This window comes from Planctomycetaceae bacterium, from assembly GCA_039680605.1.
Classification (GTDB): Bacteria; Planctomycetota; Phycisphaerae; order SM23-33; family SM23-33; genus JAJFUU01.
Map to the genome: position 1 here is coordinate 14,160 of JBDKTA010000034.1, position 17,881 is coordinate 32,040.

19 protein-coding genes are annotated in these 17,881 nt (G+C 63.6%); 15 read left to right on the top strand and 4 right to left on the bottom strand.

Annotated elements, in window-relative coordinates; genetic code table 11:
* Window positions 1-22 precede the first annotated feature (22 nt).
* The 3 genes from ABFD92_10110 to ABFD92_10120 all read right to left on the bottom strand — a co-directional run bounded on the left by ABFD92_10110 (window position 23) and on the right by ABFD92_10120 (window position 3,154).
* Window positions 23-967 (bottom strand): carbon-nitrogen hydrolase family protein, encoded by a 945-nt coding sequence (locus ABFD92_10110; protein MEN6504883.1) that lies wholly within the window; start codon window positions 965-967, stop codon window positions 23-25.
* Window positions 968-1,178: 211 nt separating this feature from the next.
* Window positions 1,179-2,231: a zinc-binding alcohol dehydrogenase gene (locus tag ABFD92_10115; protein MEN6504884.1), complete on the bottom strand. Its 1,053-nt coding sequence runs from the start codon at window positions 2,229-2,231 to the stop codon at window positions 1,179-1,181.
* Window positions 2,232-2,410: 179 nt separating this feature from the next.
* On the bottom strand, window positions 2,411-3,154 hold the full coding sequence (locus tag ABFD92_10120) for a sugar phosphate isomerase/epimerase (protein ID MEN6504885.1): 744 nt from the start codon (window positions 3,152-3,154) through the stop codon (window positions 2,411-2,413).
* 286 nt (window positions 3,155-3,440) lie between these two features.
* On the opposite strand from ABFD92_10120, the gene gnd reads away from it, so the two are divergent.
* The 14 genes from gnd (at window position 3,441) to ABFD92_10190 (ending at window position 16,790) form a co-directional block, all read left to right on the top strand.
* Window positions 3,441-4,892, top strand: coding sequence for a decarboxylating NADP(+)-dependent phosphogluconate dehydrogenase (gene gnd, locus ABFD92_10125; GenBank protein MEN6504886.1), 1,452 nt, complete (start codon window positions 3,441-3,443; stop codon window positions 4,890-4,892).
* Between the two features lie 9 nt (window positions 4,893-4,901).
* Complete coding sequence (locus tag ABFD92_10130) at window positions 4,902-5,723, top strand: SDR family oxidoreductase (GenBank protein ID MEN6504887.1); 822 nt, start codon at window positions 4,902-4,904, stop codon at window positions 5,721-5,723.
* A 157-nt stretch (window positions 5,724-5,880) separates the two neighbouring features.
* On the top strand, window positions 5,881-7,728 hold the full coding sequence (locus ABFD92_10135; protein ID MEN6504888.1) for a beta-L-arabinofuranosidase domain-containing protein: 1,848 nt from the start codon (window positions 5,881-5,883) through the stop codon (window positions 7,726-7,728).
* A gap of 223 nt (window positions 7,729-7,951) precedes the next feature.
* Entirely contained in the window at window positions 7,952-8,248 is a 297-nt protein-coding gene (locus ABFD92_10140) for a metalloregulator ArsR/SmtB family transcription factor (GenBank protein MEN6504889.1), read from the top strand.
* 56 nt (window positions 8,249-8,304) lie between these two features.
* Complete coding sequence (locus tag ABFD92_10145) at window positions 8,305-9,840, top strand: permease (GenBank protein MEN6504890.1); 1,536 nt, start codon at window positions 8,305-8,307, stop codon at window positions 9,838-9,840.
* Between the two features lie 10 nt (window positions 9,841-9,850).
* Window positions 9,851-10,252 (top strand): putative zinc-binding protein, encoded by a 402-nt coding sequence (locus ABFD92_10150; protein ID MEN6504891.1) that lies wholly within the window; start codon window positions 9,851-9,853, stop codon window positions 10,250-10,252.
* A complete protein-coding gene (locus tag ABFD92_10155; protein ID MEN6504892.1) occupies window positions 10,249-10,479 on the top strand; it encodes a thioredoxin family protein in 231 nt (76 codons plus the stop codon). The genes ABFD92_10150 and ABFD92_10155 overlap by 4 nt, the downstream gene beginning before the upstream one ends.
* Window positions 10,480-10,631: 152 nt before the next feature.
* On the top strand, window positions 10,632-11,903 hold the full coding sequence (gene merB, locus ABFD92_10160; GenBank protein ID MEN6504893.1) for an organomercurial lyase: 1,272 nt from the start codon (window positions 10,632-10,634) through the stop codon (window positions 11,901-11,903).
* A gap of 19 nt (window positions 11,904-11,922) precedes the next feature.
* Entirely contained in the window at window positions 11,923-12,387 is a 465-nt protein-coding gene (locus ABFD92_10165) for a nitrophenyl compound nitroreductase subunit ArsF family protein (protein ID MEN6504894.1), read from the top strand.
* A 65-nt stretch (window positions 12,388-12,452) separates the two neighbouring features.
* Window positions 12,453-12,887, top strand: coding sequence for a nitrophenyl compound nitroreductase subunit ArsF family protein (locus tag ABFD92_10170; protein ID MEN6504895.1), 435 nt, complete (start codon window positions 12,453-12,455; stop codon window positions 12,885-12,887).
* On the top strand, window positions 12,884-13,609 hold the full coding sequence (locus ABFD92_10175; GenBank protein ID MEN6504896.1) for an aromatic aminobenezylarsenical efflux permease ArsG family transporter: 726 nt from the start codon (window positions 12,884-12,886) through the stop codon (window positions 13,607-13,609). The genes ABFD92_10170 and ABFD92_10175 overlap by 4 nt, the downstream gene beginning before the upstream one ends.
* Window positions 13,610-13,627: 18 nt before the next feature.
* Entirely contained in the window at window positions 13,628-14,797 is a 1,170-nt protein-coding gene (locus ABFD92_10180; GenBank protein ID MEN6504897.1) for an efflux RND transporter periplasmic adaptor subunit, read from the top strand.
* Window positions 14,794-16,005, top strand: coding sequence for an ABC transporter permease (locus ABFD92_10185; protein ID MEN6504898.1), 1,212 nt, complete (start codon window positions 14,794-14,796; stop codon window positions 16,003-16,005). Before ABFD92_10180 ends, ABFD92_10185 begins: the two co-directional genes overlap by 4 nt.
* The gene (locus ABFD92_10190; protein ID MEN6504899.1) at window positions 16,002-16,790 is read left to right on the top strand and encodes an ABC transporter ATP-binding protein; all 789 of its coding nucleotides are present in this window, start codon (window positions 16,002-16,004) and stop codon (window positions 16,788-16,790) included. The genes ABFD92_10185 and ABFD92_10190 overlap by 4 nt, the downstream gene beginning before the upstream one ends.
* Here ABFD92_10190 and ABFD92_10195 read toward each other — a convergent pair.
* Window positions 16,703-17,137, bottom strand: a complete 435-nt coding sequence (locus ABFD92_10195) for a DoxX family protein (protein MEN6504900.1) — start codon at window positions 17,135-17,137, stop codon at window positions 16,703-16,705. The genes ABFD92_10190 and ABFD92_10195 overlap by 88 nt on opposite strands.
* 373 nt (window positions 17,138-17,510) lie before the next feature.
* Here ABFD92_10195 and ABFD92_10200 point away from each other — a divergent pair, with 373 nt between their 5' ends.
* Window positions 17,511-17,879, top strand: coding sequence for a metalloregulator ArsR/SmtB family transcription factor (locus ABFD92_10200; GenBank protein MEN6504901.1), 369 nt, complete (start codon window positions 17,511-17,513; stop codon window positions 17,877-17,879).
* Window positions 17,880-17,881: the final 2 nt, after the last annotated feature.

Sequence of the window (17,881 nt, forward strand, 5' to 3'; positions counted from 1 at the left end):
ATTACTGTTTTCTGCTTACTGATTACTGTTTCAAGGGATACGTCCCCGTCAGGGCTCGGCCGCGGTCGCGGCGAACGCGCGCCAGGTAGTCGCGCATCGGCTCAAAGTGGAACTCTTCGATCAGGTCATCGGTGCTGCGACCGGGAAGCTGCGAACGCAGCAGCAACAGGCATTCCTCGTTCAGCCACTCGGTGTACGCCGCCGTCGGACCGTACTTGGCGAACAGTTCGATCAGGCGGCCGGCGTTCTTGTCGTGGTGCAACAGGCGGCGGTCGAGGTCGAGCCTGGCCGTCGCCAGCGGTGCGCGGCCGCTCCAACTGTGGTTGCGGACCAGGCTGCTGATGGGCCGCCCGGCCAGGTCGATGAACGACGCGGCGCCACCGTAGACGCCGGCCATGTAGAACCCGAACTCGATGGACCAGCGGCTCATCATGCGCACGCCCTGCCACATCGACGACCAGATCACCAGCTCGGCCTTTTCCGCGCAGAGCCCGGCCCCCACTTCCCAATAATTCAGGTCGAAGCAGATGGTCAGTCCGACGCGGCCGAAATCCGTCTCGAACACCGGCGTCTCGGTGCCGGGGATGATCCCCATGTCGAGTTCGCCGTGGGTGGGAACGTTCTTGTGATAGACGCCGACGATCTCGCCCTGGCGGTCGATCAGCACCGAACTGTTGCGCCGCTTCGAGCCGTCCATCGTCGCCTGCGGGATGACGACGTAGATCGAATGCCGCCGGGCGGCCTTGCGCATCGCGGAGATCGTAGGCCCGTCCAGGGGTTCGAATACCCAGCACTTGGCCGTGCCCAGGTAGGCGCAGATCTCGGGAAACGCCACCAGGTCCGAACACACGATCGCCGCCTGGGCGACGTGCTCGCTCATGCGATCGAGGGTCTTGTCCAGACGGTCGCTCAGCTCGCCATTGACGGGCTCGTAGGGCACCAGCGTGATCGTTGCTTCTCGACTCACCGAGCACCTCCGGGTAAGAAACAAATCCGAATATCTAAATCCAAAATCCGAAGCAAACAACAAGGAAAGCAAATCCGAATACTCAAATCCGAAATCCGAAACAAACAACAAACAAAAAAGCAAATTGTTCTATTTTGTTTTTGTCGTTTGGTCTTTATCTTCTTGTTTCGAATTTCGGATTTCGAATTTCGAATTTCGACTTTTGCTCTCACTACATCGTGAAGACAACGCCCAGAATGCGATCCGGCTCGCTGATGATCGCGGCGATGCCCTGCTCGACATCGGCCAACGGGATCGTGTGCGTCGTCAGGGCATCGACATTGAGACGTCGCTGCGAGATCAGCCGCATGCACAGATCGAGATTCGTCCGCGTGTTCCATCGCATGTAGACGCCCGGGTACGCGGCGCCGTATTCCCACAGCTCGTCATGATAGCCAGGACCGGTGCGACCGGCCTGGCGGACCTCGGCATTGGAACTGGCGCGGAACGGCCAATCGAACGACGGATTGCCTACCACAACGATCTTGCCCATGGTGTGGCCGTCGGGCGTGACCTTGAGCGTCTGCTGCAGGCTGCGCATGACGGCGTTGCCGTCGCCGCCGAAGGCCAGCACGGCGGCATCGAGCCCGCGACCGGCGGTGAAGGCCTTGGTAGCGGCCACTTCGTCATCTTTGCCCACCGTGGCAGCCGCGTCGAAACCGACCTGCAGCGCCACCTCTGTCCGAAAGGCGATGGTGTCCCAACCGATCACGTAGTTGCCGGCAAGATGGTGCAACTGCCCGGCGAGCTGGCCGAGCAACCCCAGCCCGGCCACGGCGACATACTCGCCGAACACCGGCTCGCCGCGGCGCAGGGCGTGCATCGCCGTTGCGGCCAGCATCGCGTAGCTGCCCTGTTCAAAGGTGACATTGTCGGGAAGGGCGACGCACAGGTTGTGCGGCACGACAGCGTGGGTGGCATGCGGCGCATATCCGCCGCCGACGCACGCTACGCGGTCGCCGACTTTGAACTCCTGGGCCCCGTCCGAAACCTCCGCCACAACGCCCGCGCTGGAGTAACCAAACGTCTTGGGCTGCGCCAGGGGCTTGGGGTCCGCCTTGGCGGCCGCCAGCGACCGCCAACCGTTCAACTCGGTGCCCGGGCTGACCAGTGACGCCTTCGTCTCTACCAGCACCGAGCCAGGTTTGATCGCAGGAATATCCTGCGTCACCGTGATGATCCGCCCGTCACCCGTGACGGCCGCCATCAGACGCTGCTTGGCCATGATTCACCTGTTGGTAGCACGGCCTTTTCCAGGCTGTGCCACAAATTACATGGGGTGCCGTGGCGGGAGGGCTTCAGCCCGACAGCCACGACTGCGCCCAAGCAATCGTGGCTCTCCGGGCCTTCGGCCCTGCGCGCCACGGCACCCACTGGTCACAGGCTGGAAAGCCTGTGCCACCGCTACTTGCCCAGACCGCTGCTCTTAAGGTACTCGTAGCTCTGCTTGACGGCTTCCATCATGTCGGTGGCGCACTCGTCGAGTTCGACGATGGCGTACTCGGCATGCTTGGCGGCCGCGAACACCGGGGCGAAGTTCATCGTTCCGGCGCCGACTGCCGTCATGGGTTTGCCGGTCACGCCCGGGCCGTCCTTGATGTGCAGCAGCTTGACGCGTTGACCGAGGTCGGTGATCACGGCTGCGGGTTCGCGTTTGCCGACCATCGCCCAGTACGTGTCGATCTCGGCGACGACCTGCGGCCAGAGGCTGTCGTAGAACGCCTTGTACGCCGGCAGTCCCTGCAGGTCGTCCATCTCCCACCAGTGGTTGTGGTAGCCCAGCGTCAGGCCGTGCGGGGCGATGTTCTGGTGCGCCTGGTTCCACAGGTCGGACATCGCGCGGATCTTCTCCAGCGACGCGAAGTCGCCCGGACCGGCGCCGGAAACCACGTAACGCACGCCCAGCAGCTTGGCAGTCTCGACGGTCTCCTGCCAGCCGTCGCCGACGGGCAGCCCGCAGTGCATCATCGGCGCCTGGAGCCCGAGGTCCTTGAACAGCTTTGCCGCCTCGGCCACCGTCGTGCCGGGAAAACCCGCCGGCTCGACGTACTTGTAACCCATCTTGGCGATGGCGCGGATTGTCCCGGCGTAGTCTTTCGACAACTGATCGCGAACACTATAAAGCTGAATGCCGATCGGAATGGCCATTTATGCGCTCCTTAAAGGTACAGGCTTACAGGCTGGGAAGCATAACAACATGCCGCCGTCGCCACAATGGCAGCCGAGGAAAAGTTGTGAGTGGTGAGTTGTGAGTTGCGAGTAAGACCTTCCTGCTGCGATCTCTCACCTCTCACCTCCTCCGTCAGGTTAAGGTTAGAGGTTAGAGGTGAGAGTCGAAAGGCCGCACCGGCCCTGCTACTCACAACTCACAACTTGATTTCACCGCCCCATCCCCTATCATTTCCTGCCGGTCTCAGTGCGAAGGAGAACCTCAATGCCCCAGGCAGATATCGGACTGATCGGGTTGGCCGTCATGGGCCAGAACCTCGTGCTCAACATGGACGAGAAAGGCTTCACCGTCGCCGTGTTCAACCGCACCGTCTCGAGGGTTGACGATTTCGTCTCCGGAGCGGCCCAGGGAACCAAGGTCATCGCTGCGCACTCGCTGGAAGAGCTGGTGTCCGCCCTCAAGCCGCCGCGCCGCGTGATGCTGATGGTCAAGGCCGGTCCGCCGGTGGATGAGTTCATCGAGCATCTCCTGCCCCATTTGAGCGAAGGCGACATCATCATCGACGGCGGCAACAGCAACTTCCAGGACACCGCCCGCCGCTGCAAGTATCTCGAGAGCAAGGGCCTGCTGTACATCGGCACCGGAGTCTCCGGCGGCGAGGAAGGCGCCCGCCACGGCCCGTCCATCATGCCCGGCGGCTCGCCGGCCGCCTGGCCGCACGTCAAAAACATTTTTCAGTCCATCGCCGCAAAGGTCGACGACGACCAGCCCTGCTGCGACTGGGTCGGACAGGGCGGCGCAGGGCACTTCGTCAAGATGGTCCACAACGGCATCGAGTACGGCGACATGCAACTCATCTGCGAGGCCTACGACCTGCTCAAACGCATGGGCATGGCCCCGGCCGAAATGTCCAAGGTCTTCGCCCAGTGGAACCAGGGCGACCTCGACAGCTACCTCATCGAGATCACGCGCGACATCCTGGCCAAGACCGACGCCGAGACCGGCCAGCCGATCGTCGACCTGATCCTCGACGCCGCCGGGCAAAAGGGCACCGGCAAGTGGACGGTCATCGGCGCCCTGGACACCGGCCAGCCGCTGACGCTGATCAGCGAGGCGGTCTTCGCCCGATGCCTCTCGGCGATGAAGGAGCACCGTGTCGAGGCCTCGAAGAAACTCCGCGGGCCCAAAGGCGCCTTCAGCGGCGACCGCGCGAAGTTCATCGACGACATCCGCCAAGCCCTCTACGCCAGCAAGATCTGCTCCTATGCCCAGGGCTATCAGCTCCTGCACGCGGCGGCGGCTGAGTACGGGTGGGACCTCAACTACGGCGGGATCGCCCTGATGTGGCGCGGCGGGTGCATCATCCGCAGCCAGTTTCTCGGGCGCATCAAGGAGGCGTACTCGAAGCGCAAGGCCCCGGACAATCTGCTGCTGGCGCCGTACTTCAAGAGCGCCGTCGGCAAGGCCCAGGGCGCCTGGCGGCGCGTGGTCGCCAAGGCTGTCAAGTTGGGCGTGCCGGTGCCGGCAATGGCCTCGGCGCTGACGTACTACGACGGCTTCCGCTGCGAGCGCCTGCCAGCCAACCTGCTCCAGGCCCAGCGCGATTACTTCGGCGCCCACACCTACGAACGCGTCGACAAGCCGCGCGGCCAGTTCTTCCACACCAACTGGACCGGCACCGGCGGCTCGACGACCGCCAGCACGTATAACGCATAAGAGCCAATCATGACTAACCTGTTCGACATTCGCGGCAAAGTCGTCGTCATCACCGGCGGGGCCGGCGTGCTGGGCAAGCACATGGCCGTCCGCCTGGCGGAACTTGGCGCCAAGGTCGCCGTCGGACACTACGACGCCCCCCGCGCCCAGGCCGTCTGCGACGAGATCCGCCTCGCCGGCGGCACGGCTGCGCCCGTCGTGCTCAACGTGCTCGACAAGGCCCAGGCCGAGCAGGCGCTGGCCGGCGTGGTCGAAACGCTCGGGCCCGTTGACGTGCTCATCAACGGCGCCGGCGGCAACAAAAAGGAAGCCACCTGCGTGCCGCCGCAGTCGGAGTTCTTCGACATCCCCACCGACGCCTTCCGCGCCGTCTTCGACCTCAACTGCATCGGCACGCTGATCCCCAGCCAGGTCTTCGGGCGACACATGGCCCAGCGCGGGCGCGGCGTCATCATCAACGTCTCGTCGATGAACGCCTTCCGCCCGCTGACGCGCATCGCCGCGTACTCGGCCGCCAAGGCCGCCATCAGCAACTTCACCCAATGGCTGGCGACATACATGTGCCAGAACCACACCGCGGACATTCGCGTCAACGCCATCGCCCCGGGATTCTTCCTGACCAGGCAGAACCGCTTTCTGCTGGTCGATGAGAAGACCGGTCAGCCGACCCCCCGCGGCCAGCAGATCCTCGCCCACACGCCGATGGCCCGCTATGGCGAGCCTGACGAACTGATGGGCACACTGGTATGGCTCATTTCCGACGCCTCGAAGTTCGTCACCGGAATCGTCGTCCCCGTCGACGGCGGTTTCAGCGCGTTCTCCGGTGTGTGAAATATCCGATATGCAATATGCAATATCGGATATGGAAAACCGCAGGACGTTCGATTACTCATGTTAGCGGCGGAGCTTGCTCCGCGCGGTTTTTCCGCACCGACCGCAAACGAATGGAAGATATTGGATGTCGGATATTGCAGATAGGATATTGAGAATGAGCAAACTCCTCCCCCTGACTTTTCAACCCCTGCCCCTCGGCGCGATCCGACCGGCAGGATGGCTCGAAAGACAACTTCGCATCCAGGCCAACGGCCTCACCGGCACGCTGCATGAGTTCTGGCCGGACATCCGCGACAGCGGGTGGATCGGCGGCGACGCCGAAGGCTGGGAGCGCTGCCCGTACTGGCTCGACGGCCTGGTGCCGCTGGCGTTCCAGCTCGGCGACGAACGGCTGCTCGGCGTCGCACGGCGATACGTCGGGCACATCCTGGATCACCAGCAGGAAAGCGGATTCCTGGGCCCGCACAAGCACCGCCCGCACGAAGACCAGGACGTCTGGCCGCTGTTCATCGTCTTCAAGGTCCTCACGCAATGGCACGAGGCCACCGGCGAGCCGCGGGCCCTGACGGCCCTGCAGCGCGGGCTCAAGGCCATGATCGACGTCCTTCCCAAGCGCCCCCTGCGCGACTGGGGCAAGAGCCGCTGGGGCGACCTCGTCGTCAGCGCCCAGTGGCTCTTCGACCGAACGGGCGAGGCGTGGCTGCTGGAACTGTCCGCCCTGGCGGCCGCCCAGGGATACGACTGGCGGTCGCACTTCTCGGCGTTCCAGTTCTTCGACCGCCAGACGTGCGCCTTCAGCCAGTTCACGCACGTGGTGAACAACGCGATGGCCGTCAAGACGCCGGCCGTCTGGTACCGCCAGAGCCACGACGACGGCGACCGCCGCTCCGTCGCGCATCTGCTCGAGACGCTCGACCGCTATCACGGCCAGGCCACCGGCCTGTTCACCGGCGACGAGCACTATGCCGGCCTCAATCCCTCCCAGGGCACCGAGACCTGCGCGGTCGTCGAGTACATGTACTCGCTGGAGGTGCTGATGTCGGTGCTGGGCGAGCCGGCGCTGGCCGACCGCCTCGAGCGCATCGCCTTCAACGCGCTGCCCGCGCCGTTCACCGACGACATGGTGGCCCGCCAGTACGACCAGCAGGCCAACCAGGTGCTCATCCGCAGCCACGAGGATCGGCCCTTCGCCACCAACGGCGCCAGCGCCCACTGCTTCGGGCTGGAGACGAATTTCGGTTGCTGCACCGCCGACATGCACCAGGGCTGGCCCAAGTTCGTCAGCCACTTGTGGATGAAGACGCCCGATGGCGGCCTGGCGGCCGTGTCGTACGCCCCCTGCACCGTGCAGACGCAACTGGGCGATGCGGCCGTGAAACTCCAAGTGCAGACCGATTATCCCTTCGGCAGCGAGATCGCCCTGCACGTCGAGACGGATCGACCGGCGAAGTTCCCCCTGCTGCTGCGCGTGCCGATGTGGACGCGCGGCGCCACAATCGACGGCCAGAGCGTCCAGGGCGGAACCTATCACCGCATCGATCGCACGTGGAGCGGCCGCACGAAGATCGAGATGAAGTTCCCCGCCCAGCCGCGCCTCGAACGGCGGTTCAACAACGCCGCGGCGATCCACTACGGCCCGCTCGTGCTGACCCTGCCGGTGGGCACGTATTGGAAAGCCGGCGGCGGCATCGAAGGCCATCCCGACTACCAGCTCTTCCCGACCACGCCGTGGAACTACGCGCTGGACGTCTCCGGCGCGACGATCGAGTCCGACGTGCAGGTCACGCCGGGCAAACCCGGCGAGGTGCCTTTCGGCATCGATCATCCGCCGCTGACGGCGAAAGTTCGCGGCCGCCGCGTGCCCGAATGGGTGCTGCTGCACAACGCCGCCGACGTGCCGCCGCCCAGCCCCGCCGCCTCCGATCAGCCGCTCGAAGAACTGACGCTGGTCCCCTACGGTTGCCCGAAACTCCGCGTGACCGAAATGCCCACGCTGCGGTAACGTTTTGTTGGCGCGGTGATTTCTTCCTATCGCGTTGTTGTTTTGTTAGCGGCGGGGCTTGTCCCGCGCGTTTTCGATGCTGAACAACCGCGCGGGGCAAGCCCCGCTGCTAACGCCCAACACGATCACGTCCACGAAAATATTTATGTTGTAGTCTGAATGTCCGTGAGTATATACTCACATAGTAACAATGATGACTCGCAATGAACAACGACTGTTGCAGATGAAGGCCGACATCTTCCAGGCGATCGGGCACCCGATCCGCCTGGCGATCGTCGAACTGCTCAAGGACGGCGAGATGTGCGTCTGCGATATCGCCACGCGCGTCGGGGCCGAGCGGTCCAACGTCTCGCGGCATTTGGCGGTCCTGCTCAGCGCCGGCGTGCTGAGCGTCCGCAAGGACGGCCTCAAGATGATCTATGAACTCACCACGCCCTGCGTGCTGAACTTCCTGTCGTGCGTGACGGACCTGGTCCGCCAGAAAGTTCACAATGACGCCAAGGCGTTGGCAGACTCATGAGTTTTTTTTGATGATATTCGTGACTATCTGTTCACATAGCCACACGAAGGATATTTATGGCTGACTGGCGGTCACAATGGAAGAAGTTGCTGGTCCTGGCGGGCGTCTTTGCGCTGTTCTTCTGGCTGCCGGTTGACTGGCCGCGTTTCACGGGCGGTTTGACCGAAGCTCTCCACCTGGCCCGCTGGTACGCCCGCGAGCACGTCCTGCTGTGCCTGGTGCCGGCCTTCTTCATCGCCGGGGCCATCGGCGTCTTCATCAGCCAGGCGTCGGTCATGAAGTACCTCGGGGCGCGGGCCAACAAAGTGCTCGCCTACGGCGTGGCGGCCGTTTCGGGCTCGATCCTGGCCGTCTGCTCCTGCACCGTGCTGCCACTGTTCGCGGGCATCTGGCGGATGGGCGCCGGCCTGGGCCCCGCCAGCGCGTTCCTGTATTCCGGTCCGGCTATCAATGTCCTGGCGATCATCCTGACCGCCCGCATTCTGGGCCTCGAGATCGGCATCGCCCGGGCTGTCGGCGCAATCGGCTTCAGCATCGTCATCGGCCTGGCCATGCACTTCATCTATCGCCGCGAGGAGATCGCCAAGGCCAACGGGCAGTTGGCCATGCCCGAGCCTGAGGTTTCGCGCCCGTTGTGGAAGAACGCCGTCTTCTTTGCCGCCATGATCGGCGTCCTGGTCTTCGCCAACTGGGGGGCGCCCAACGATTTCGAGTTCGCCACCAAAGACGGCCGCCACTTCCAGGCCGCCATCCTCCGCGGTGGTGAGTTCGACAGCCCGACCCTGACGCTCAAACACACTGCCGGCGAACAATCCGGCATCGAGTTTCAGTTCGACAAGTCTCAGATCGACGTGATGGCCCCGGTTGCCGGAGTCTGGACGAACATCTGGCAGCACAAGTGGATCGTCGCAGCCGCCTTCGCCGCGGGACTGGGCCTGATCCTGGTGCTCTGGCTGGGCATTGCGTGGTGGAAGATTCTGCTGGCGGCTGTTGCCCCCGCTGTGCTGGCACTGCTGCTGCCGATGGGCGGGCTGTGGGTGCTGGTTCCCTTTACGGCGGCGGTGGCGGGCCTGGCGGTGGTCCTGGCCACGAGCAAAGGCGAAGGCGAGCAGTGGCTCGATTCGACCTGGACGTTCGCATTGCAGATTCTGCCGCTGCTGCTGATCGGCGTGCTGGTGGCGGGCTTCCTGCTGGGCCGGCCCGACCACGAAGGGTTCATCCCCAGCAAGTACGTCGAGATGCTCGTCGGCGACAGGCCCGACGCGTTCCTGACGATCAGCGGCTGGGGCGGCGGCGCGTTCGAGTCGCTGGTCCGCGCGATATGGCCGCTGTGGACGAACTTCTTCGCCAGCATCTTCGGGGCGTTCATGTACTTCGCCACGCTGACGGAGGTGCCGATCCTCCAGGGGCTCATCGGCGCGGGAATGGGCAAAGGTCCGGCCCTGGCGCTGCTGCTGGCCGGACCGGCCTTGTCGCTGCCGAGCATGCTGGTCATCGCCGGCATCCTGGGCGTGCGAAAGACCATCGTGTTTGTGACGCTGGTGGTCGTGATGGCCACGATCTCCGGCCTGATTTATGGCACGCTATTTTGAGGAGACATCCATGGCCGACTGCAACTGCTCGAAAGACAAGAAGACCGTCCTGCTGTACGCCTGCTCCGGCGGGGCCAACGTTGCCGAGGCGGCGGATCTGGCGGTGCGCGAGATGATGTTCGCCGGCGACGGCACGATGTTCTGCCTGGCCGGGATCGGCGCGGGCATCGACGGCATGCGCCAGACCGCCCGCGACGCGGATGTCAATCTCGTCGTCGACGGCTGCCCCGTCGACTGCGCCAAGAAGGTCTTCGACAAGGCCGGCATCGAAAACTACGCGTATATAAGGGTAACCGACCTGGGCATCGAGAAGACCAAGGGCGTCCGCTGCACGAGCGAACAGGTGAGCAAGATCGTCGCCAAGGCCCGCGAACTGCTGGCCGACAAGCTCAAGGGAGGATGCTGCTCATGAAGCTGCAGATACTCGGAACCGGATGCCCCAAATGTCGTAAACTGGCCGAGAACGCCGAAGCGGCGGCCAAGGCTCTCGGCGTCGACTACACCGTCGAGAAGGTCACCGACCTCAACGCGATTATGGCCATGGGCGTGATCATGACCCCTGCACTGGTGGTGGACGGGCAAGTGAAGGCCGTCGGAAAAGTGCCCGACGTCGAGGCTATCAAGGGCCTGCTGAAATGATCGAACTACTGGCCCAATGTCCGTGCAGTGGCGGCGGCTCGGGCGGTCGCATCAGTGACTGGGCCGTGCTGTCGCTTGCGGCGCTGGTCATTGGACTCTGGCAAGCGGTCAAGTGGACAAAGAAAACCTGGAATACGGAAGGAACAACAACCATGCGTAAATTCGGCAAGATCGGGATCCTCTTGGCGTTCGTCGGAGCACTGGCGGCAGTGGCCGGGTCGCAGTTCATACGCAGTTCGGTCGCGGCAGACCAGGCGGCGACCGCCCCGGCCGACTCGGGCGGCGCCCTTCCCAAGCTGCTGGACCTGGGTTCCAAAAGCTGCATCCCCTGCAAGATGATGGCCCCGATTCTCGACGAGTTGAAGAAGGACTACGCGGCGAAGTTCGCCGTGGAGTTCGTCGATGTCGGCATGAAAGAAAATCTCCCTATCGCCCGCAAGCACGGCATCCGCCTCATCCCGACGCAGATATTCCTCGACAAGGACGGGAAAGAGCTTTGGCGACATGAAGGCTTCCTGGGCAAGGACGACATCCTGGCCAAGTGGAAAGAACTCGGTTACGAGTCTGCCGGTCAGGCGACGTCGAAGATCGAACGCTGGGAGCCGGCCGCGAAGGACTCTCGCACCAAGAGCCAGATCTGCTACATGTGCGACGGCGACGTCAATGACAAGACGGCTGTGGCGGTCAAGACCGACAAGGGCGACGTGCGCCTGTGCGGGCTGCACTGCTATTTCATCATGTATTCGTGCCTGACCGAAGATAAGGCGGGCTTCGAGAAGAAAGTCGCCGTCACCGACTTGGCCACCGGAAAGATGATTCCCGCGGCAGAGGCCTCGTATCTCAGCGGGGTCGATGAAAAGACCGGCAGGCCGTGGGTGAAGGCCTTCGCCGCCCGCGACGCGGCCGTCAAGGACATGCAGACCGGCGGCGGGGGCATCGTCTCATGGGCGGCGCTGCAGGAAAATGAACTCGCCCACCGCTGCGGGTTCTGCGACCGCTCTTGCTATCCGCAGGATGCCTCCAAGGTTCTCATCGAAGGCGTGCATAGCTATGGATGCTGCGCGCATTGCGCGATGGGCGTGGCCGCCCGCACCGGCAAGAACATCGAGGTACACCAACCGGACGGCCTGACGGGCGAGAAGATCGTCGTCAAGACGCTCGACGGCAAGGTGGCATCGGTCGAGCCGTCCACGGCTGTGGCGTGGTTCGGCAAGAAGAAAGCCGCCGACGGCAAGTGGGTTTCGGCAGGCTGCTTCCATCAAGGCTTCTTCACCGCGCCGGAAAACCTGAAGAAATGGCTGGAGCGGCACCCCTACGAAACCGGCGAGATGATCACGATCCAGCAGTCGCTGGCGGACAAGATGAAGCTCTCGCCTCAGCAGATCCAGAAGGCCTGCAAGATCGGCCAGTGCGCGCCCAAGTGAGCCTCTGGGAGAACCTGACATGAAGCAATCAACACTCATAGTTGGCCTGGGCATCCTCGGCCTGATCCTCAACGGATGCGCTCAGAGCGATATCCTGTCTTCCGCCCCGGCTGCCGGGGCCGCTTCGCCGGCCGATCGGGTTGATGTTTACTACATGCACCGGACCCTCCGCTGCATCAGTTGCCTCACGATCGAGCGCAATACGCGACAAGCGCTGCAGGACACCTTTGCCGCGGAAATGCGCGACGGGCGCGTCACGTTTCACGTGGCCGACTATTGGATCAACACGGAGTTGGCCCAGCGATACAACGTCGACACGGTCTCGGTCATCGTGGTGACCGTGGTCAAAGGGAAGGAAGTCTCGCACGAGAACCTCGACAGGGTCTGGTCGCTCAAAGGCGACTCCCAGGAATTTCGAACCTACATCGTCGATGCGGTTCGAGCAGCACAGGCCAAGACCGCGACCGCGGCGTCGCGATCGTGATCGGACCGCAGTGAGGTCCAGAGAGGTTTGCCATGAAGACCAGGAACATCATCCGGAACTTGTTGATGGCATTCCTGCTAGTCAGCATCGGCGTCGCGATCGGCAAGGAGATGGCCGGTCGCGGCGGGCCGGCGGCAACCCCGCCAACGACGAACGGCCGGGAAAAAGTCATGGTGTATTACATGCACGGAATTCCCTGCGTGACATGCACGTTCATTGAAACGACCGCCCAGAAGCTTGTCCGCGAAGAGTTTGCCGGGCAAGTCGCCGCCGGCAAGATGGAGTTCGCCTCAATCAGCTATCTCGATCCGGCCAGCGCCGCCCTGGCGGACAAGTACAACGTCGGCGAGAACATGGTCATCGCCGTGCGCCTCGAGGGCGACAAGGAAACTTCCCGCGCGCGGATGGATAAGGTGATGCAACTGGCCGGCGATGAAGCACGGTTGAAAGACTATCTGCGCCAGGGCATCCGCTCGGTGCTGGAAGGAACCGCCAAATGAGCTTATTTGCCGTCATGAGCGGCGTGTTCTGGCTGGGCCTGCTCACTGCCGTCAGCCCATGCCCGCTGGCGACGAACATCGCGGCGATCTCGTTTCTGGGCCGCCACGTCGGCAGCACACGCCGCGTGCTGGGATCGGCGCTGCTGTACACGCTGGGGAGAACGCTGGTTTACGTAGTGCTGGGCGCGGGGCTGCTTTGGGGCTTCCATGCCCTGGCCGGCGGGCAGGGCGACATCAAGCAGTTCGCCAGCCCGACCTCGCGGTATCTCCAGCACTATGGCAATCTGGCGATGGGCCCGGCGCTATTGCTGGTGGGCATGATCCTGATGGGCCTGATCGAATTGAATCTCTCGACGAGCGTCAGCGGCGCCGCGCTTCAGCAGCGGTTAGCCAAGGGCGGCGTGATCTGGGCCCTGCCGCTGGGCATGCTGTTCGCGCTGGCGTTCTGCCCGCCGTCAATCGCCCTGTTCCTCAGCGCACTGGTCCTGTCGCTGGAGCACCATTCGCCGCTGCTGCCGCCGCTGGTATATGGCATCGGAACGGCCGCGCCGGTAGTCGCTTTCGCCTTCCTCATCGCCTTCGCCGGCGGATACGTCGGCAAAGCGTTCAACCGCCTGACGCAGATCGAGAAGTGGATCCGCACGGCCACCGGCATTGTCTTCATCGCGGCCGGAGTTTATTATTGCCTGACGCATATCTACGGCGTCAGGTTTGTCGGATAGGACAGAAAGGTGCAGCTCATGGCCCGTGGCGGATATGTAAGGCGAGTCTTGCGGATGGGGTGGAAAGTCGCCCTGGTGGTGCTCATTGCAGGCGCAGTGGTGTACCAGCTTCGGTTCCGTCCCGTGCCGGTGCAGGCGTTCACTGTTAAATCCGACACCGTGCAGTCGGAGGTCATGGGCACCGGTACGCTCGACGCCCGCACGAAGATCACCATCAGTTCCAAGATCACCGGGCGCATCGCCGGCCTGTCAGCCGATCAGAACGACGCCGTCGTCAAAAATCAGCTACTGGTCGCGCTGGACGACAGCGACCTTCGCCAGCAGGTGGAAATAGCCTCGGCCGCGCTGGAAGCCACCAAGGCGTCCCTGGCGCGGGTTCAGAGCGACATCACCCGCGCCCAGGCCGTCCTGGCCCAGGCGAAACTCGAGCACCAGCGCGCCTCGCAGATGTTTGCGAAACAGGCCGCCACACGCCAGGAAGTCGACAAAGCCAAGGAGGCCTTGGATGTCGCGCAGGCCGCCCTGGCCAGCAGCGCCGCCGCCAAAACCGAGGTGGAACATCAGGTCATCACCGCCGAGCAGACGCTCAACTATCAGCGGGCGCGCCTGGCCGAAGCGCAGATTCTCTGTCCGCTCGATAACGGACTGGTGACGTTCCGCTATCGCGAAGTCGGCGACATCGTCGTGCCCGGCACGGCCATCATGGACGTGGTGGGCCTGAAGGAACTGTGGGTCTCGGCGTGGGTGGACGAATCGGCCTCGGGCGCCCTGGCGGCAGGTCAGCCGGCGCGCGTCGTTTTTCGCTCGCAGCCCGACAAGAGCTACGCCGGCGAGGTCGCCCGCCTGGCCCGCCAGACCGATCGCGAGACGCGCGAGTTTTTGGTGGATGTGCGCGTCAAGGAACTGCCCCCCAACTGGTCCGTGGGCCAGCGGGCGGAGGTCTATATCGCCACCGGCTCCAAGGAAGGCGCGGCCTGTATCCCCCAGCGGTTGCTCCTGTGGCGCGAGGGCAAGGCGGGCGTTCTTGTGGATAACGGCGGCAAGGTTCGCTACCAGAACGTGGAGCTGGGCCTGCGGGGGCGCGAGGCGGTGGAGATCGTTCGCGGCCTGACGCTCGGGCAGGTCGTCGTGACAGCCCAAGACGGGGACAACAGCAGGCTCACAAACGGGCGGGCGATCCGGCGATGAATCTGGCGCTCAAGGACATCCGGCATAACTTCGGGCGTTTCGCCCTGACGGCCATCGGCATCGGCCTGCTGCTCATGCTGGTCATGGGCATGGGCGGGATCTATCGCGGGCTGGTCGACGACGCGACGCTGCTGGTCAACCGCGTCGCCGCGGACTTGTGGGTGGTGCAGAAGAACACGCGCGGACCTTTCGCGGAGGTTTCGCGCATTCCCGCCAACACAGAGGACCGGGTGCGCGCCGTGCCGGGGGTTCTTTCGTCCGATGATTTCGTCTCGCACACGATCCAGCGGGAGTATGACGGACGGCCGTTGCGAATGACGGTTCAGGGATTGTCCTGGCCGCAGGACAGGGGCGCGTGGCTTCCGCTGATCGCGGGGCGCAGGCTCGAACAGTCTCATTTTGAAATGATTGCCGACAAGTCGCTGGGCCTGCCCCTTGGGCATCGCATGACGCTGGGCAAAGACGCGTACACGATCGTCGGCCTTACGCGCAACATGGCCTCCACCAGCGGCGATTCGATGGTGTTCGTCACGTTGGCTGATTCACAGGCCATCCAATACGATCAGTCCGGCGAGACCGTGCGGCTCGAACGCCAGGCCCGCCGGTCCCGCGTGTCAGACGTCGACCCGGGCCGCACTCAGCCCGAACTGCTCAATCGCGCCGGCGGCCTGTCGTCAGGCATTGCCGTGCTGGGTCCGCCCCCCGTCAGCGCCGTGGTGGTCAAAGTCGCCCCCGGCGCTGACGCGGCGCAGGTGGCGGCCACCATCGCCTCCTGGCCGGATGTCTCCGTCCACAGCGCCGATGCGCAGCGCCAATTGCTGGTAGGCGGAATGGTGGACAAGTCGCGGCGGCAACTGGGCCTGTTCCGGGCGCTGCTCATCATTGTTTCGGCCATCATCATGGCCCTGATCCTGTACACGCTGACACTGGACAAGATCCACGACATCGCCGTGCTCAAGCTCATGGGCGCGCGGAACTTCGTGATCGTCAACCTGATCCTTCAGCAGGCACTGCTGCTGGGCATCATTGGATATGCCATCGCATACGTTGCCGGCCAGTGGGTTTTTCCGGTCTTCCCGCGGCGAGTCCTGATCGTCAACGAGGACCTGTGGATGCTCGGGGCCATCGTGCTGGGGATTTCCGTCGTCGCCAGTCTCCTGGGCATCTGGCGTGCGATGAAGGTCCAACCCAACGAGGTGATCGCATGACCTCCAGCGCGATCGACACCATGGCCGTCGAAGCCTCCGGTCTGACCAAGGTCTATGGCAGCGGCAACACCGAGGTGAACGCCCTGCGGGGCGTCGACCTGTCTCTGTCCCGCGGCGAGATCATGGCCCTGCTGGGGCCCAGCGGCGCGGGCAAGAGCACGCTGCTGGCGATTATCGGCCTCGTCACCCGCCCCACTGCCGGCGCCATCACGCTGGCGGGCCAGACCGTCGTTGAGGACGGGAGCTTTGCCGTCGACATCCGCACGTTTCGAAGGCGCCATATGGGGTTCGTCTTCCAGAAGGCCAACCTGATTCCCTTCCTGACGGCCGTCGAGAACGTCCGCGTGGCGATGGAGATCAACGACCACTCCCCCCGCCACTCGCGGCGACGGGCGATGGAGCTGCTGGACTACCTCGGCGTCGCCGACCGGGCTGATTACTATCCTAACATGCTTTCCGGCGGCCAGCAGCAACGCGTGGCGGTCGCGCGGGCCTTGGCCAATGAACCGGACCTGATCCTGGCCGACGAACCGACAGCCGCCCTGGACAGCGTTCGCGGCAGGCAGGTCATGGAGCTCTTCCGCAAGGTGGCCCACGAGCGCCGGGCCGGCGTGATTGTCGTGACGCACGACCACCGGGCACTGGACGTCTTCGACCGCTCACTCGAGATGGAAGACGGGCTGATCACCACCGCGAATCAACAATCGGGGCTGAACAACGCATCCACAGACCACGCCCCGGCGCCGACGATCAGCAAGAACAGCAGGCTCATCAACATGGAGTAATCCGTTCTTGCCGCGTCTTCCATCGCCCAGAACCCCCGCGACAGGAGGATGGGAATCTTGGTGGTGGCGATGGCCACGGTAATGTTGATCAACAACAGCAACGCGCAGGGACGGACCAGCAGCCCGATCAGCAACAGCAAGCCGCAGACAACTTCGACTACGCCCACGAAAGGCCCCATGACCTGCGGAAAGGGAATCCCGATGTGCGCGAACCGGCCCGCACCCCACTGGTCAACAAAGAGGAACTTCTTCAGCCCCTCGGCGAAGAACACGCCTCCGGCCAGCAGGCGAATCACCAGAACCGCCGCCTGGGCGCGCGTCTGAAGCAGTTTGCGGATGCATGCCATATCGAATCTCGCTGGCCAATGATAGGCGGTCCGTTGGGGGATATTCTCGCGCCCGCGCGGCTGCACCACCATTTCTCAGCCGCCCTTCCCGCGCCACGGGGTAATGCCTCAGTTACAGGGGGAAAGTCGCGGCGGAGGCACTAAATGAAAAAGTAATTCGTTTCTTTGAATTACTTTTTCATTTCAGGCGATGAACGAGGCCCACGCCAAGTATTCATCAACGCCGGCAAAACGGCATTGATGAATACTTGGTGCCTCCGCCGCGACTTTCCCCCCCCGTAACAGAGGGGATACGCCACGGGCCGCTTTTCGGTTGAACTCGCCACTGCGGGAGCATATAATTCGTTAGTTCCCAAAGTATAGGAGTATGACCATGAATGATGTCACGGCCATCGCCAAGGCAATGGCGGATGTAAACCGAACGCGGGTGCTCATGTTCCTGCGGGGTGGTGAACTCTGCGTCTGCCAGATCATGGAAATGCTGCAACTGGCGCCCTCAACGGTTTCGAGTCACTTGAACGTCCTGCACCGGGCGGGCCTGGTGCAATCGCGAAAGGAAGGGCGATGGATCTACTACCGTCTGCCCGGCCGCGAGGCCCCTGCTTGCGTCAAGGCCGCCATTCGCTGGCTCCAGGAATCTCTAGCGGACGACCTTGAAGTCGCCCAGGACGCCAGGCAGGTCAAGTCCGTCTGCAAGATGAGTCTGGATGACCTATGTTGCCGGTACAAGAGCAAGGAATAGTC